Raw genomic sequence first — 16,815 nt, forward strand, 5'->3', positions numbered from 1 at the left:
TCTAGAACCTAGGTGTACACCCGGAAATAATCGGTGCGCATATGGGTAAGCTTGTGCGTCTCCAGCAACGGATCGGGGAATGCGTAGTCCGATCGCAACGCCAGTGTGATAAGCGGCCAGAAGACGTCGTCTGCCGCCTCCATCTCGGCCGATCGGCTCAGTGTCCATACCAGCACCTCGTCAGTTGCGGGATCGCGGATGGGGCGACGGTTGAAATAGACCACGCATTGATCGCTGACCAGCAAGACGCCGTAGCGGTTATAGCTTGTGGTCATGTCGGGCTCGGTCGTCACGCCGCTGCTTTCATGTCGTTCGCCGGGTTCGCCCCATTCATGAAGATAGGCGCCGTAGACATGGGGCTCGAACCCCTTGTGTTCGACGACGTCGATCTCGATGCTGGTGGCAGGAGCAAGAATGCTGCGGGCGTTCAGAAACCAGAAGGCAGGCCATGTCAGCGGATGCTCGGGGAACAGCATGCGCGCTTCGAAGTAACCGTGCCGCCAGCCCCGCATGATCGTGCCATCCGAACGCGCCGACTGGATATTGCCGCTGATCCACTGAAACTCGGGTTCCTCGTTGCCGTAGTAATGCGGCACATTCATCCTTTCGCCGACGTATTTCGCCGAGATCTGAAGGGCCGTCCCGTGCGAGGCCTCGGCGTCGCTGACAATGGCATAGGGGTCAAAACCCTCTTCCCCGCCCCATCGGGCAAAGGCGGCCCGACCATAGAACCCCGGATCGGCCGTACCGGCCTTGGGTCCGGCGGCCCATATCTCGCGGTCAAGCGTCAGGAAGGGATCCTCGAAGATGATCGTGCGCCCAGCAGTCGGATCCTGTTCCGGATCGAAATCGAGATCCGCGGCCAAGGCGGGCCTCCACCCCGCCAGACCAAGCCCCGACGCAAGAGCGGCGCCCGGGCCCATTGCCAGCACGCCGCGGCGTGACAGGTCCTTAGGTCGGTTGTCCCGGTTCATTGTTCCTGCCCCGCAACTGCCGCAACGCGGGCCTTGCTTTCAAGGCCTTTGGCATAGACTGCCAGGGTCTCCTTGGCCACGCGGTCAATTCTCAGACGATCAATGCCAATCTGACTGTTTGCCCGCCAGTCGGCAAGGGTATCGGGATCCTCAAGAAGCTTGCAAAGTGCCGCGCAAATCGCGGCAGGGTCTGACTTTGGCACCAGGATACCTGCCTTTCCGTCTTCGAGAAGTTCGGGAATGCCGTCGACCCGCGTGGCGATCACCGCGCACCCCGCCTCACGCGCCTCCGGCAGCACAAGCGGAGCAGGATCGGCCAGCGACGGAAGCACGAAGATGTCGGCCCCCAGCATCCAGCGATAAGGATCAACCTGACTGCCGGCAAATGTCACCGCGTCGGCGCATGCAAGATCCGCGGCCATCTGCCTGTACAGCTTGCCGTGCGGACCCTCCCCGACCACGCAAAGCCGCGAATTGGGGAAGCGGGCATGGGCCATGGCAAAGCCGTGCATCAGGTCCGGCAAGCCCTTTCTGGGATGCAGGCCCCCGACGAACACGATCGTGGGCGAAGTCAGGGCGGCCTTGCGGTTGTCACGGTTGCGGAACCGGGCAGAGCCGATGGTGCCGTTCAGCACGACATCCAGCTTTCGGGCCGGCACGCCGCGCGCGCGCATCGACACGCCGACCGCGGCGCTGACCGCGATGACACGTGTGCCCAGCCCCATCAGGATCGCGCTTTTCTCGAACCCGTTATGGACCGTGGTGATCAGCGGAATTTCGGCATGGCGGCAAACCGGCCAGGCCAGGACAGCGCTGGTCATCATGTGGGCGTGAACGACATCGGGTCGCCATGTGCGGACCACACGTCGCAGCGCACGGACGGCGTCGAACAGGACCCGCGGCTTTCGGGTGTGATCGATCAGCGCGGTCTCGACGCCTGTCGTCGTGAGCAGATCGTCAAAATCGCCACCGGCACTTGCGATCATCACATCATGCCCGGTCCGGCGTTGCTCGCAGGCCAGATCGACCGCAGCATGGACATGACCGTTCGATCGCCGGGTGTGATTCAGCAGATGCAGGATCCGGAGCGTCATTCTGCGATGTCCTTCCGTGACGGGATCTGGGAACCTTGCGGCCCATTCAGCGCTCGCTCTTGCCGCGCCGCCCGGACATGCGCTGCCAGAACCGCCTCCATCCGGCTGTGAAACCTGTCGGGCGAGAACTGCATGGCATGGTCGACAATCGCCGCGCTGTCGAAGATGCCCGTCGCCAGGGCCGCTTCCATGCGGGCGACACCGTCGATAATGGCCTCGACCGACTGGTCGTCGAAGAACAGGCCCGTCACACCATCGACCACGGTTTCCAGGGCGCCGCCGCGACGATAGGCCAGCACCGGGCGCCCGCTGGCCATCGCTTCGATCGGGACGATGCCGAAGTCCTCGTCGCCCGGAAAGACCAGCGAGCGGCATCGCGCATAATGATGACGCAACACATTGAACGGCTGCGGTCCCAGAATGGTGACACTGGAGCCTGCCATTTTCCGGACCGTCTCCAGCATCTCGCCGCCACCGATCACCACCAGCTTCTGCCCCGTCCGGTTGAAGGCCTCGACCGTCAGGTCGGGGCGCTTGTAGGCGACCAGCTCGCCCACCATCAGATGATAGTCGCCCAGCTCATCGGGCGGGACCGGGCCAAAATCCGCGACGGCGACCGGAGGATAGACGACCGATGCGCCCCGGTTGTAATAGCGGCGGATGCGGTGGCGGACATTGTCGGAATTTGCGACGAACCCGTCGACCCTCTGCGCCGAGACCGCATCCCAGTTGCGGATGTAATGGGTCAGGGGCTTCATCAGAAACCGTTTCAGGCGGCCGCTGCGCGCGCTGTAATCGTGATACATGTTCCAGACATAGCGCATCGGCGAATGGCAATAGCAGACATGGACCGCGTTCCCCATGGGCACGATGCCCTTGGCAGGGCCTGATTCACTGCTGATGATCAGGTCGTATTTCCGCAGGTCCAGTTCCTCCAGCGCCAGAGGCATCAGAGGAAGATAGGACTTGTAGTAACGGGCCGCGCGGGGCAGGCGGCCCACGAACGTGGTCGTCACATTGTGCCTGCGGATCGTGGCCGAGACCGCGCCGGGGTCATAGACATGGGTGAAGATGTCGGCATCGGGAAACATCTCGCACAGAGCCTCGAGCACCTTCTCGCCGCCGCGCATCGTCACCAGCCAATAGTGAATGATCGCGACCCGCAGCCCCTGCAAGGCCGGGTCGCTGACGACCTTGGCCCCGACCTCCGCCTGCGGTGAGGGGGAGATCAGTTCCAGATGATCGAAGGTCCTCATGGCCTGCGCCTTTGTCTGCCGCGGATCGAGGCATCGCGATGGCCGCAGGTGTTCCGGAGGTGGCACGAACTAGGAGCGTTCATGCCCTAACCCTTTCCCTTGTCTTGGCGTCGACCTCCCGTCTTGGCGAGGGGCGCTGCGGCTCTTGCCAGATATGCGAGGAAAAGCCGGACCGTCCCGGATTGTTGATCACGACCCCAAAAAGCATCGCGCCGCTCTGCTCGATCTGCCGCGCGGCTTCGACGATCTCGTCGATGATGCAATTGGGGGTCGCGATCAGGATGACGGCATCCGCGTGACGAGCCAGCGCCCGGGCATCGGACGATTCCGACAGCGGGGACAGATCGAGCAGGACGTCGCCCAGGGACCGCATCCGCCGGAAGACGTCAGCGACGCCCGGATCGCGCGTATCGGCAAGTTTTTCCGAATAATCGGCCAGCTCCGAACTGGGAAGCAGCCGACTGCCGGCGACATTCAACAGCTTCAGCCCGTCCGGATCCTCGACCGGGGACGAGTGCCTGAAATGCCACGTCAGCCCGCGCTTGCCCCCCCGCATGTCGGCATCGACAACAACGGTCTCGCGACCTGCCTTGCGCATCACCTCGGCAAGGCTGGTCGCGATCGTGCTGCAGCCGGTTCCCACACTCCAGGAGACCAAGGCGATACTGCGGCTTCGGTCCTGGGATTCGGTCCCGAAGCTCAGGTTGATCGCGGTGCGCAAGTCGCGCACGGCCATCGCAAAGGCCTTGCCCCGATCTCCTCGGGCAGAGGTCTTTGCCTTGGGGATCACGGCCAGTATCCCCAGATCATAGTCGGTGCCCAGTTTCCGGCCGTCCCCGACCTTGCGGTTCAGCGCGGACCTCATCGCGATGACGAAGATCCCGGTGAGCAGACCCAGCATCCCGCCAAGGGCCGCGATCAACTTGACGCGGGGGGCCGAAGGCTCCAGCGGAACCAATGCCGCGCCGATGATCCGGGCATCGGCATTTGAGATCAGGATCTCGGGCAGCGTTCCCTGCCGGACGGCTGCTGCGGCGGCGGCGACCTCTCTTTCCAGAGCGTCGACACGGCTTTGAACGAACTCCGCCCCTCCCGATGCGGCCGCCGCCGTGAAGCTGACCGATTGCAGCAGATAGGCCGAGGCGCCGGCATTGGCGATCCGGGCCGCAAGCTCGGGGTAGGCGGATGAGTAGGAGATTTCGATCACGTAGGACTGCCCGATCCTGTGGGCACTGAAACGGTCGCGAAAGCGGGCAAAAGCCTCTGCACGTTCTCGCTGTTCCATGGCATTTTCGGGCTGCGCCGAGTCCTCTGGCAGTGCCGGAACGTCCAGCGCTGTGCCGATGTCGGGAAGGGCAGGGGCAGGGTTGATCGCGGTCGGCATTTCAGCCGGGGCTTCGACCCCGGGCTCGGGTTGAACCTCCGGGTGCGTGGCCAGCCCCAGGTTCTCGAACACGATGCGCTGCAGCCGTTCCGACCGGATCACCTGCAACTGGCTGTCGACGCGGTTCAGGTCAAGCGGTCTGTTGACGACCGTTTCGCCTGGCCCGCCGCGCGACGAACTCGGTGCCTCGAAGATCAGCGTCGCCGTCGCCGTATAGACCGGGGGCAGCGACTGCGCGTAGAGGAACGCGGCGGCGAGGCAGACGAGAACCCAGATGCCGAGCGGCAAGAACGTGCGGCGGATGACCGCGCTTATCGCTTTGACCAGGGCAGAGGGGCCGTCCTCTGTGAGGGCGGTTCGTCTGGCCGGCTGACGTTCGGGGGGCATGGCCTTGCCGATTCCGCCCTTGTCCTGGATCATGAAACTTTCCTTGCCGTGGTTATCTTGGCTGCCCGTTCAGGCTCTAGGTGGCCCCGGATCAGGTCGCCTAAAGCCATGAGATTGCCGCGCAACCTGCCCCTGCGGTCGATGAAGGGCTCGGGCACGGGTGCACGCAGGACGTTGCTGCACAAGTTGCGAAAGATCTGACCCGCGACCTGACCCGTCGACATGGTCCTTTTGCCCAGCATATAGACGGGGTTGACGATTTGCGAATAGCCAAGGCGCTCTCCGGCCACACGCCCCCGTTTCACGCCCATGTGCACGCCGCGCAGATCGGACGACCGGGCCATCCGCCCCCCGTCATGGGCAAGCTTTGCCGCGAAGTCGCGATCTTCCAGCCAGCCGTACAGGACCAGCCGTTCGTCGAACGCATGCCCCTGGATCGCGTCCGCGCGGAATGCCATGTTGCAGCCATAGGGGCTGAAAGGTTCAGTCCATGCGGGAATGCCGCCGGCGAGCGCGTTCGTCACGATCTGGACCGCGGTCGGGAAGGCGATTCCCTTGCCCTTGATCCCATCGGCCAGCACATGCCCCGTCAGCGCCGAGACCGAGGATTCATCGCGGAATATCTGGACGGCGGCGGCCAGCCAACCCGGGTCGGCGACGAAATCATCATCAAAGAACACCACCGTCCGGATCCCCTGCGGCAGGGCTGCCAACCCGGTGTTGCGCTGCGCGGGCAGGCCGGGTGGGCCGGTTACGACGGTGACGCCCGGCATCTGCACAAGGTCCCCCGCATCCCCCGCCTCTGCGCAGGAAACGATCATGGCAGCGGGAGAAATTGTCTGGGTCGCCAGCAGATGACGCACCGTCGCCGTGACGACATCGGGACGTCCCCGTGTGGCGACGATGACCGCCACATCTGTCGGTGGGGACATTGGCGTGGCGGATGTGGTCATTGCGGCCGGGATCGGGCGCCCTTCCGGCGCACTCAGCAGGTCCAGATAGCCTGCGGCCGTGCTTGCCCAGCTAAACAGTTGCACCTGTTCGCGCCCACGCCCGGCCAGCTCGGTCCGCAGCGCCGGAGTCCGGGCCAGGTGGGTGACATGCCCGACCCAAGCCGCTGGATCGGCGGGCGAAGCCATCAGGGCGGCAGTGCCGCAAACCTCGGGGAGGCTTGCGCGATCCGAGGAGATGACCGCACAGTTGCGTGCCATCGCCTCGACCACGGGCAGGCCGAAGCCCTCGGTCCAGGACGGGAAGCACAGGCACAGGGCACGGTCCATCAGCCAGGCAAGATCATGGTCCGACACACGCCCGATATGAATCAGGTTGGACGCCGGGACCGAAGCCGTGTTCTGATCTGGGACAAAGATCGCCCCATCGCCTCCGGCAATGACGATGTCGATGTCCTGTTCGGCAAGCGCGGGGGCAATCTGCGCCAGCAGTTGCAGGTTCTTGTGTCGCGCTCGTGATCCCAAGGCCAGGACAAAGGGCCGATCCCGGGTGACGACGCCGGGCGCATGGCGCGCCAGGGCCGGATCCCAGGCCAAGGCATGTTCATGCCCGTTCGGCAGCACGGCGATATCGCTGACGCGCACCGGCAAATGCCGCGCAAGCTGACGAGCCGACGCTTGCGACACCGTCGTCATTCGTGCCGCACGTCGCGCGATCATGGGTTGAAGGCGTTTATAGAGGTGACGAAAGGCAGAGCCATAGCTGTCCGGGGCAACAAAGACATTGGCATCGTGAATGCACACGATCTGGTCCGCCTTGCCGGCCGGCGCGGTGTTGCATAGGTTCAATAGGCGTCCCCGGCACAGCCAGGGAAGCTCGATCTGCTCCCAAAGATGTCCCGACAGGTTTCCGCAGGCGACCAGCGCCAGCCCGCCAAGGCCCGGATCGCTGACGCCGGTGGGCGCCAGGATGCGCGCGGACATCGTTTCCGCCGTCATCACCGCGTCGACAGCTCTGATCACATTGTGAGCGTATCGCTGGACCCCCGTCATTCCCTGACCGAGGAAACGACCATTGATCGTGAATTCTGTGGTCATGCCGCCACCCTTGCCAATGACAGGTCGCTTGTCAGGGATCGGGCCGAACCGGGTGACCGCTCGGGGCGGGCAGAAGCAATGGCCGCCAAGGTGAAGAAGAACAGCCCCTGGTCGACCGTCGATCCAACCAGCATGTCGGCGGCAATCAAGCCCATGCAGCCATTGCGCGCAGCCATGCGGACATCCCTTTCAAGGGACCCTTTCGGACCGGGGTTGCGCAGAAGGGCCAGCCCGAGAAAAATCAGATAGAGCAAGGTTCCCACAAGACCGACACCCCCCAGCAGAGCTGTGCTGTAACTTGATGTCCGGATCGTCCCAAGTCCCACGCCGAGGCCGCCACTGTCGCGAAAGTTCTGAAAGCCGACCGCGTTCCAGGACCCGCGCTCGACGCCCGAATCGGTCCCCGCCTTTGAAAGCACGACCAGATCCAGATAGTCGTATACCGCCGCCGAGAGCGCGACATTCGCAACGACGGCAAGCACAAGGACTGCCGCCAACAATGGTGCCGTCAGAACGACGGCCGAACTGATCCGGGCGCGCTTGGCGGTGCCGCACCTCGTCAGTGCGGTCATGTACAGCACGATGACCATGACCGGCAGCATGGCGATTGCCGTGGAAGAGGTGGACATCAGCCCCAGTACGAAAGTCCCGGCCGTCAGCGGGCCCGTGAGCCAGGGCCTGTGCCCACACAGCCACAAGGTCCCGATAAATCCAAATGCCCCCAATGAGGCCCTCGCAAAGGTAGACGCTTCGGCAAATGCGCCGGCAATGCGCTTCATGCCCTCGACAGCAGTTTCCGTGTGCATCGCGTAATTGGCGTTGCGCATGAAATCCATCAGACCCTGCGTCCCTGAAAGATAGGTCAGCACGTCCAGAATTCCGAAGGCGACGTTGGCGGTGACATAGCCGGTCGCCGCGATTGCCGCGGTCCGGAAACCCTCGGATGTCGCCGCCAGACTGGCGATGATCAGGAAGACCATGAGACTTGAGATCATATAGATGCTCTGGGTGAAATTGCTCGATACCGGGCCGAGGGGAACGGTAAAGCCGGAATCTTCGTATTGAGAGGTGCCCAAGGGAATGATCTGGGTCAGTCCCGACATCACCTTGGGATAAAAGAATGCCGTTATCAGCCCATAGGCCACAAAGCAGAAGATCCAGAAACCCGGTCGGGTCGGGTGCAATGCCGTGAGAATTGCGGCGCACTGATCGCGTCGAACCAGGGTCGCCAACGCGACCGCCGCGATAAACAGATGCGCCGGCGGAATATTGGCACCTCCAAGAAAAACCGCAGCAGCAGCGCCGAAAATCGAGGTCGTCACCAGCGCAATGATCATGACGCTGTAGTCGAGGCACAGGCATGCAACCATCAAGACCAGCGTGAAAAGACCAATCGGCTCGATGCTCATGACGATATGTTCTTAACGCCCGGAATACCGAAAGCCGAACGAGACGACCTGTCTGACGGCATCAGATTGTCAGTTCGCCATCGGCAAGGCTGTCGGGCCAAAGTCGGCGTGCGCGCATCAAGCGGCACGACCTGAAAACTTTCTGAATAGGCGGGGCAATTATCGGGCTTTACGAACAAGATTACAGCCTTTCACTCGAAAAATTCAGACGGAAAATGCCCTTTTTTCTGAAGTCATCAAGCTCCAGAATCCGTTAATCTGATTATACCAAGAAATCCAAGTGACTCAATCTTCGTCGTATTCGACGACCGCGATCAGCCTAAATAAATGGCATCTTCCGAGGCATGGGGCCGAAGTTCATTCCTGAGTTGCAAATTACAATGGCGGACGAATCAAGGTCACAAATCGACCATCCAGAGAGATAAACGTGTGCGTCAAAGTTTTAAATCATGTTTAGGTTGCAATATGTCATATGCATCTTTACCCGATACTTCATCCGGTCTGGCGCGACATCTCGCATGGGCCATCGAAGCAAGTTCGCGGTCCCTGGTCGGCGCCGGTATTTTCGGCTCAGAGACCAATCGACAATATGATCAGCAAGGCGGGCGGCTTGGGATCTCGAGCAGCTGTTTCCACGTCAACAAGGGTTCAGCACCCTGCAGATTTGCTCACCTAATACCATAAATATGAAGGAACTTTGTTTTAATGGCAGATACTTGCACCACATGATAAACCGCCAGAGCGATTAAAGCCCCGTCCGCTTGAGTACGGCACCTGCCGTCCTGAGAAGGATGCCCATATCCTTCATCAAGCGGACGTCCTGCACGTAACTCATGTCGAGACTGACGCGCTCGCTATACTCCAGGACGTTTCGGCCCGATACCTGCCACAAGCCCGTCATCCCCGGCCTGACCGCAAAGCACGGACCTGCGGCCTCGCCATAATGATCAAGCTCAGGTCTTATGACCGGGCGAGGCCCGACAAAACTCATGTCTCCGCGAACTACGTTCCAGAACTGAGGAAGCTCATCCAAGCTGGTTCTTCGAAGAAAGTTTCCGATGCGCGTTACGCGGGGATCGTGTTTCAACTTGAAGTTTCGTTGCCACTCTTCCTTCAGCTCGGGATGATCCTTGAGGTACTGGTCTAATTTTGCCTCAGCATCCACAACCATGGTGCGGACCTTCCAGCAATAGAAATCTTTGCCGTTCCTCCCCACCCGGCGATGACCGAAAAATGCAGGCCCCCCATCGAGCCGAACAAGGCCACAGATAATCAAGATCGCCGTCAAAACTATCGGAGCGGCAATTGCAACCATTGCAAGATCTAGGATTCTCTTGCCGTTGTTTCTGTATGAAAAGCGACCTCGATGCAGTGTTGCTTCTGCTACATTGTATGAATCTTCAGTGAAATTTGACAACCCAAACCTCCATACACGATGTGAATCGCTGACTGGTGAATATCTTGGATGTTCAGAAAGACGGCCCGCGGGCGGCTTGCTCTCGAAATATAACTGCATTCTTGATTCTGGTGAACTGAATCGCCCAGGAATCTATAAATTAACTTGGAACGGTTTAAAAAACGCGCAGTTATCACCGGATATTATTATGTCTGCTCTTTCGCTATCGCATGGATTGTTTCAGATGGTGGCTGTTAAACCATTTCCGACGTCACAACATAATGGATGCCCGGCTTGATCGTAAAAATATTGGATGATTGTCCTGCAAACGCTGTTATAGGTTTGCCAGGCTAGCCGCATTCAGGGCCTGTCCGATAAGGACATTCCTTGCAAAAACATTGAAGACGCGATCAGCCATTAGGAACTTGACCGGGTTATTCACTCCACGGTGCTAGTTTGCGGAATGTTTCCTTTCACGGCTTGCAGCCGACAGTCAGATAAGCGCCCTGCCGTGCGGTGATCGGTTGTCCGACGGCTTCACGCTTGTCGCGGCTTGGAAAGCGCGCGCAGGACATGAGCAGAATCAAGGGCAGGCAGAAGCACATGTCGGAACAGAGGAAACTCGCGCGTGATCGCGCCTTCCCTCCAAAGCTGCTGTTTGATCAACCTCAGCTTTTCCAAGACAGGAACATCCTGGCCGATCCCGTCCGAAACGGTGTCCGATCGTCCGAAATCGGTCGAGCGTGGGCCCAGACCGATGCACTTCAGATCCGCCTGATCGGGATATACGATGGCACGTTTCAACTGCCGCCAGGCATAGTCTGCGTCCTCTAGAACGCGTGCCCCGCCCCCTGATCCGGCAGGGCGTCGATATAGGCAAGCGCCCCGGCAAGGAGTGCATTATCCCGTTCGGGTTCGATCGCCCCGAATGACAGATTCCCGCTGTTTGCGGCGACGGTTCCCTGTTCGGTTTCGTGAAACAACCGCACCGAGGGTGCGGCGGGTTCGAACAGGCTTTCGATCAGGTGCCAATAGCGCAGGATGCAGGTCTGGGGCTTCAGCGGGTTGTACAGGTTCTGTTCGACCATCAGCCCGGACACCTTTGAAAAATGCTCCTCGCTGTGGCCCTTGTAGTTCGCCCTGGCAAACTGCACGGTCTCGAAGGAAACATCGGGAAAGCCTGCCGCCAGAAGCCGTTGCGTGCTGCCGTAGAGCCCGGTGTCGCATAGGATGATCCGCGTCGCTCCGCGCGACACCTGCATCAGATGGCGATGGAACAGGTGGTTCTGCCGGGCAATGGCTGCGATGACCGGGGCGCCCGAAGGGCTGTCGAGCATGTCAAACAGGTGCGCGGGATCAAAGGGACCTTGCCAGCCGGGGCCGGGTTCGGCTTCGCCGCCAATCGCCTTGGCCACATCGGCAAAGGTGGACCCCTTGAACTCGCGCCCGATTTCTTCCAGCGCTGCCGGGCTGCGCGTCATGATTGCCGCCCGTGCGGCTACAAGACGCGAGACGAGAATGGTGTCGCAGCGTGCGATGGGCGGCAGACGAAGGCGATCCGACAGGCGCTCGAAGACCTCGCGGATCCCGACACCCCCCCGGGCGCAGAACAGCAGGGCCGTGTCGCCCGAGGTCTGAGCCTCGGCCATGTACAGCCAGAGGCGGAGGGCGAAGGCTGCTGCCAAAGGCCCAAGCACCGACCTTCCGAAGGCCTCCGGTCCGGTGACGGGCGCGGCGCTCGGACCTGCGCCCCGTGCCAACCGCGCAAGGCGGACCTGGCGCCCCACTTCTGCAAAGCCGCCATGTGCCCGGGTCGACCGGCGATGCAATCCGCTGCGTGGCCCGTAATGGGTGCGAAGACCAAGCCCGCGCGGGACAAGATCGTCAGCCGTCCTGTCATCGCCAAGATGCAGCATGCGCGCGGTCGGCACGCCTTCGATTGTTGCGATGCGGGTGAACAGCGTACCCTCGCGCTTGGTTGCACCCTCGTCCGCGCTTGAATACACACTATCCAGCAGCCCCTTACCGCAGCAATGATCGATCAGCGCTGTAATCTGAACACCTGACAACGTGGTATCGCTGATGGCGACGACCCGGCGGCCCATGGTTTTCTGACGGCGCAGGAATGCCACCAAGGGCAGGTTGGGGCGAAGGTGCATCTTTTCCTGCGCGACCTCGAGGCTTGTCCGGAGCGCGACAAGGGCGCCGATCTGGCTGGCAGGCAGGCCGAGAATCGTCAATTGGCGGGCAACGATGTCGGCCAGCCGTACCTCACCGCGGCCATTGCCCGTTTCCAGCGCGCGGAACGCCTGACGTTTCGCCTGAAGTCGCGCCTCGGCAAGCGTATCGGGCCGCAGGCTGAACCCTCGCGCGGCCAGAATTTCGGCAAGCCGACGCTCGGCGGCGAAGATGCGCGCCCGCTCGGATACGCCATCCCGCAGAAGCAAAGTATCGAACACGTCGGTCGATACCAGAGCTGCGCCGTCGATCAGATGATGGTCCGGAGCCCTCCACCTCATTGGCCCACCGCCGATCTGAGCGCGGCGGCATGGGCATGCACGACCCGCCCGGCGCTGTAATCGTCCATCGCCTTGCGTCGAAGATCGGCATGGGCCTGCTCGGCCTGGATGTTGTCGCGGTAATAGCGCATGGCATCCGCCAGTGCGTCTTCATCGCCGGGGGGGACCAGCATGCCGAACCGCCGGTCGGTCAAGATATCACTGGGACCGAAGTCGCAATCGGTCGAGACGACGGGCAGGCCAAAGCGCAAGGCCTCGCAAATCGCCAGCGACCATCCCTCCCACCGCGAGGCCGAGACGAAGACGTCGCTTGATCGGAGCGGTATTTCGGGGCTGGTCGGGTAATGCTCGATGCGGACCGCGTGGCCGAGGCCCAGTTCGCGGATCAAGTCGCGCAGGTTCGCCTCGTCATTCCCAAATCCGACCAAGCGCAGCAGTACATCGGGCCGGTCCCTCAGCACCTGGGAAAAAGCCCGGATCAGGATGTCCTGCCCCTTTTGATGGGCAAAGCGCCCAACATTGACAAAGGTGACGGGCCGGGCGACCGGTTCCACCACATCGTCGATACCTGTGAATTGGCGCACGGGATTTGGCACCCAGAAGTCGGAAACATTGGTCGGGTACATCGCCTTGAATGCTCGCAATTGTCGGGGGGAGGTGCCGAAAACCCCTCCCAGTCTATCCAGGACCAGATGGCGCATCAGGAAAAAGACGATCTGCGACCTTAGATTCATCCGTTCCAGTGCGGGGTTCCCGTGCAGATGCATCGCAAACCTTTGCCTGCGCCCCAGACAGGCGAACCAGCATCTGACAGTCGGCTCGACCTGCGGCACGATGACAAGATCATAGCGCCGACGCCCGATCACCCTGCGGTAGATCCGCAGAAGGTCGGCGCGGCTTCTGGCTACGCGATGGATCGCGTTGTATTTTCGGGGTCCGGACGGAAAGCTGCTGTGTACCGAAGTGTACAACACATCCACATCGAACTCGGCCCCGTATTCCTCGGCCAACCCGGTGCAGACCGTGTCGACGACGCGCTCTATCCCGGCGAAAGTCGAGGTGCCGGGCTGAATATAGAGAAACCGCAATTTTCGTGACGGCAGGCCCGGGTCATTCGAGGCAGCGCCCGTCATTCCGTGTCTCCTGTTTCGCGCTGTCGCTCATGGCGCAGGTTTTCCAGCGCCCGGGCCTGGGCATGCGCCATTCCGAACTGCAGCCGATAGCCCGCCGCCCGCAGGCGGTCGCTTGGAAAGCGCATCCGCCACAGCGGATTGCGCAGGGGCAAGGTCCGAAAGCGAAGGAAATCATGCAGCCAGTCGCCGACCCAGGGCATCGGCACGACCCTGAATCGCGTGTCACCACTGGCGGCATAGGCCTTGCGCATGAAATCGGCATGGGTCGGTTCGGGAAAGTCATCCTCTGACAGATTATAGGTTTCCACCTGTCCGGCATCAGCGCCTCCGGACAGCATCCGTTCCATCGACCAGATGATGGCATCCGAGACGTCATGGACGAAGATATGGTGCGCATGGCGATGTGCGGCCAGCATGCGTTTGGTCCAATGCCATTTGCGGATCCCGATCAGGGCATCGACATCGACGACGACGGCAGGCCGCAGGATGATGCAGGGCACCAGCGCCGCGTTGCACCGCACGGCCAATTCCCCGGCCAGCTTGGTGCGGCCATAGGTCCGCACATAACGAAGCGCCCAATATTCCGACGGGATGTCGCGCTCGACGGTCAGGACGGGCGCTTCTTCCGCTATGACGCGGCGCCGCCCGCTGCCGTAGACCGACACGGTGCTGACATAGCAAAAGGCGCGTGGCCCGGCGCCACCGGCGCGCAAGCGTTCCGCCGCGCGGGACAAGCGGTCCGTCGCCTCGGCATTGACGCGCGCCATCCGATCGGCGTCGCCAATCTCGGCGGCCAGATGCAGAACCGCATCGCAGCCTGCCAGAAGCGTCTCGAAATCTTCATCCTTCAGAAAGTCGAACTGCCGCCATTCCACCCCATGACCTGCCACGGTCCCGGCCACCCCAAGCGGGCGAGAGGTCGTGGCCCGCACCCGGTAGCCGCGCGCCAGAAGGTCTGCCGTCAGAACCCTGCCGATGCGGCCGGTTGCTCCGGTGACGAGGACGGTCGTTCTGGTCGGGTCCTGTGGAACGGCAGTCGCACCGGACATGGCAGGACCGGATACGGATGCGGGCACCATCCTCTGCTGCTGCATCCTGAGCCGGTCGGCCAACCGGATCGCCAGCGCCACGATCATCTGCGTGGGGTTGCAATGCCCTGCGGTGGGGAAGGTCGAGCTGCCGGACACATAAAGCCCCTCGATCCCGTGAACCATCCCGGTGGGGTCGACGACGCCCGTGGAAGGGCTGTCGGACATGCGGGTCGTCCCGGTCGGGTGGGCGACATCGACGAAGCTGTCCGGCATCAGAGCGCCGTCGCGCACCCATTCCACCAAGGCGGGCGCGGCAAAGCCCATGCGCGGCAGTTCGGCAGCAACCAGCTGCGCCATGCGACACATCGTGCGGGATTCATCGGGATTGCTGCGCCAGTCGATGCGCGCCACCGGCATGCCGAACCTGTCGCGCCGATCCGACAGCGTCACACGGCTGTCGGGGTCCGGTCGCTGTTCGACCATTCCAAGAAGGTCCAGCCCGGACAGCCTGCGGCGAATGCCGTTGCCTTCCAGAAAATAATCTCGGGCGCTGCCCGCGAACAGCCCGGCATTGGCCATGAGCTGCCTGGCATCCAGCCCCCGAAGCCGCCCGCGCAGCAGGCCCCGCATCTGGTCCCAGGGGTCGTCGGCCGAGAGAATCTCCCCCAGCCAAGCGGCGCAATTCAGCAGACCCTCGTCCCGCTGGACCTGTGGCGCCAACCGAAACCCTGCACGGAAGAACCGGCCGTTCACATTGTAGCGGCCGAACCGCTTCTGCAGGGCGATCGTCCCGTCCGGATCGAAGGCACCCAAGGGCCCGCGCAGGTGATCCATCAGATAGCGCCCGACCAGATCGTGTCGGTTCCCAAGCCCTCCGGGCCCGGCTCCGTCAGAGACAAGAAGCATCCGTGCATTTTCTATCCCACCGGCGCACAGGACGACCATCGAGGCGGTCAGCGTCCGGACGGTCCCGTCGGGTCCGGCGAAATCGACCCCGGTCACGGCGGTCCCCGATTCAGTGGTGCGGATCTTCAGGACCGTCGCACCCGATACCAGCGCCGTGTTCTGCCCCATCCGGGCGCCGATGCCGCGGCCGAAGCGCATATATTCGTAGGGATAGCTTTCCTGCGGATCGCGGCTGTGTTGCCAGAAGAACGACCTCAGCCGCGCGGGGTCGGGATCCGCACCGGGGCGGCGGCCCGCCATCTGCCAAAACCCCTCGTCACTGAAGCCGCTGCCTGGCGACAGGCCCAGATGCGCGGCCGAGCGGTCCAGAAAGGGTGTAAGCTCTTCGGCGGGAAAGGGCCAGCCCGAGGCTGGAACCCACGGGCGCGCCTCAAAGTCGATCTCGTCGAACGGGGCGCAACGTCCGCCCCAGGTATGAGAGCTTCCTCCGACGATGCGGTTGCGCACGGACCATTGTTCGGCCCGGGCGCGCCCGACGCTTTCGATCGCATCCAGATCGTCGCAATCGTTTCGCCGCTCCGGCCCGCCGCTCTCGAGAACGATCACCCGCGCGGTACTGCCCGACAGTTCGGCGGCAAGGGTGGCGCCAGCCGGTCCCGACCCGACGATGCAGATGTCGCACCCCAGGTCGGGAAAGGAAGTCGCATCCGAAAAGAGGTCAATTACTGGCATATTCGTTCAGACCATTTAAAAAAAACGGATACTACGAACGCAGTCCGATACATGGTTCCGGGCTGCAACCTGTTGTACCGTATAGTCCAGAATCTCTTTGCAATATTCATCTAAATTGGCTGACGCGCGTGTTTGCGTCCCCGGAAACAGAAATAAGATGCGGCCAGCCGATGCAGTAGGCACTCAGGCACAGTTTTTAGACGGCGCTGTAATTCATCAACTTGAAGTATATCAAGAATCCCGCGCTTCACCGGAATGAGATGTGGAAACTGCTTCTCGCGGTTGTTCATATGGCGCGTCGCTCGCGGTTATCGTGTGCGAATGCGATTTAAGCGTCGGTATTATCTGCTTGATGGAGCCCCACTCCGGAAAATAGGGCAAACAACGTCATCGCGGGCTCTGGCCACACGCCGCCGCCCAAGAATGACCTCTTTTATAGCAAGCAATTGCCAATCCCGTCCGGGTGGATCGTCGATCGAATCCTTTGGTGCACCGATGAGGTGCTCATCGCCAAAGGTATTGCCCCGTCAAGGTAGTATAAGCTAT

General features: G+C 61.8%; 11 protein-coding genes. 1 reads left to right on the top strand and 10 read right to left on the bottom strand.

Annotation, left to right across the window (positions count from 1 at the left end; translation table 11 throughout):
* Positions 1-8: 8 nt before the first annotated feature.
* The 7 genes from E4191_RS22105 to E4191_RS22135 form a co-directional block, all read right to left on the bottom strand.
* Positions 9-974, bottom strand: coding sequence for a family 16 glycosylhydrolase (locus E4191_RS22105; protein WP_228461927.1), 966 nt, complete (start codon positions 972-974; stop codon positions 9-11).
* Complete coding sequence (locus tag E4191_RS22110; protein WP_139616475.1) at positions 971-2,068, bottom strand: glycosyltransferase family 4 protein; 1,098 nt, start codon at positions 2,066-2,068, stop codon at positions 971-973. The genes E4191_RS22105 and E4191_RS22110 overlap by 4 nt, the downstream gene beginning before the upstream one ends.
* A complete protein-coding gene (locus E4191_RS22115; protein WP_139616682.1) occupies positions 2,065-3,234 on the bottom strand; it encodes a glycosyltransferase in 1,170 nt (389 codons plus the stop codon). Before E4191_RS22115 ends, E4191_RS22110 begins: the two co-directional genes overlap by 4 nt.
* Positions 3,235-3,403: 169 nt before the next feature.
* Positions 3,404-5,128, bottom strand: a complete 1,725-nt coding sequence (locus E4191_RS22120) for a hypothetical protein (RefSeq protein WP_139616476.1) — start codon at positions 5,126-5,128, stop codon at positions 3,404-3,406.
* Positions 5,125-7,143, bottom strand: a complete 2,019-nt coding sequence (locus tag E4191_RS22125) for a glycosyltransferase (protein ID WP_139616477.1) — start codon at positions 7,141-7,143, stop codon at positions 5,125-5,127. The genes E4191_RS22120 and E4191_RS22125 overlap by 4 nt, the downstream gene beginning before the upstream one ends.
* Positions 7,140-8,552 carry a hypothetical protein gene (locus tag E4191_RS22130; protein ID WP_139616478.1) on the bottom strand — a complete coding sequence of 471 codons (1,413 nt, stop codon included), beginning with the start codon at positions 8,550-8,552 and terminating at the stop codon, positions 7,140-7,142. Before E4191_RS22130 ends, E4191_RS22125 begins: the two co-directional genes overlap by 4 nt.
* A 745-nt stretch (positions 8,553-9,297) precedes the next feature.
* Positions 9,298-10,068, bottom strand: a complete 771-nt coding sequence (locus E4191_RS22135) for a sugar transferase (RefSeq protein ID WP_139616479.1) — start codon at positions 10,066-10,068, stop codon at positions 9,298-9,300.
* 453 nt (positions 10,069-10,521) lie between these two features.
* Here E4191_RS22135 and E4191_RS24420 point away from each other — a divergent pair, with 453 nt between their 5' ends.
* On the top strand, positions 10,522-10,782 hold the full coding sequence (locus tag E4191_RS24420) for a hypothetical protein (RefSeq protein ID WP_228461928.1): 261 nt from the start codon (positions 10,522-10,524) through the stop codon (positions 10,780-10,782).
* Here the strand turns inward: E4191_RS24420 and E4191_RS22140 are convergent.
* The 3 genes from E4191_RS22140 to E4191_RS22150 are packed head-to-tail and all read right to left on the bottom strand — an operon-like array spanning position 10,779 to position 16,269.
* Entirely contained in the window at positions 10,779-12,467 is a 1,689-nt protein-coding gene (locus tag E4191_RS22140) for a hypothetical protein (protein ID WP_228461929.1), read from the bottom strand. The genes E4191_RS24420 and E4191_RS22140 overlap by 4 nt on opposite strands.
* The gene (locus tag E4191_RS22145) at positions 12,464-13,600 is read right to left on the bottom strand and encodes a glycosyltransferase (protein ID WP_139616480.1); all 1,137 of its coding nucleotides are present in this window, start codon (positions 13,598-13,600) and stop codon (positions 12,464-12,466) included. The genes E4191_RS22140 and E4191_RS22145 overlap by 4 nt, the downstream gene beginning before the upstream one ends.
* Positions 13,597-16,269 carry a GMC oxidoreductase gene (locus E4191_RS22150; protein ID WP_139616481.1) on the bottom strand — a complete coding sequence of 891 codons (2,673 nt, stop codon included), beginning with the start codon at positions 16,267-16,269 and terminating at the stop codon, positions 13,597-13,599. The genes E4191_RS22145 and E4191_RS22150 overlap by 4 nt, the downstream gene beginning before the upstream one ends.
* Positions 16,270-16,815 lie beyond the last annotated feature (546 nt).

This window comes from Paracoccus liaowanqingii, from assembly GCF_004683865.2.
In the GTDB taxonomy this organism is placed as follows: Bacteria; Pseudomonadota; Alphaproteobacteria; order Rhodobacterales; family Rhodobacteraceae; genus Paracoccus; species Paracoccus liaowanqingii.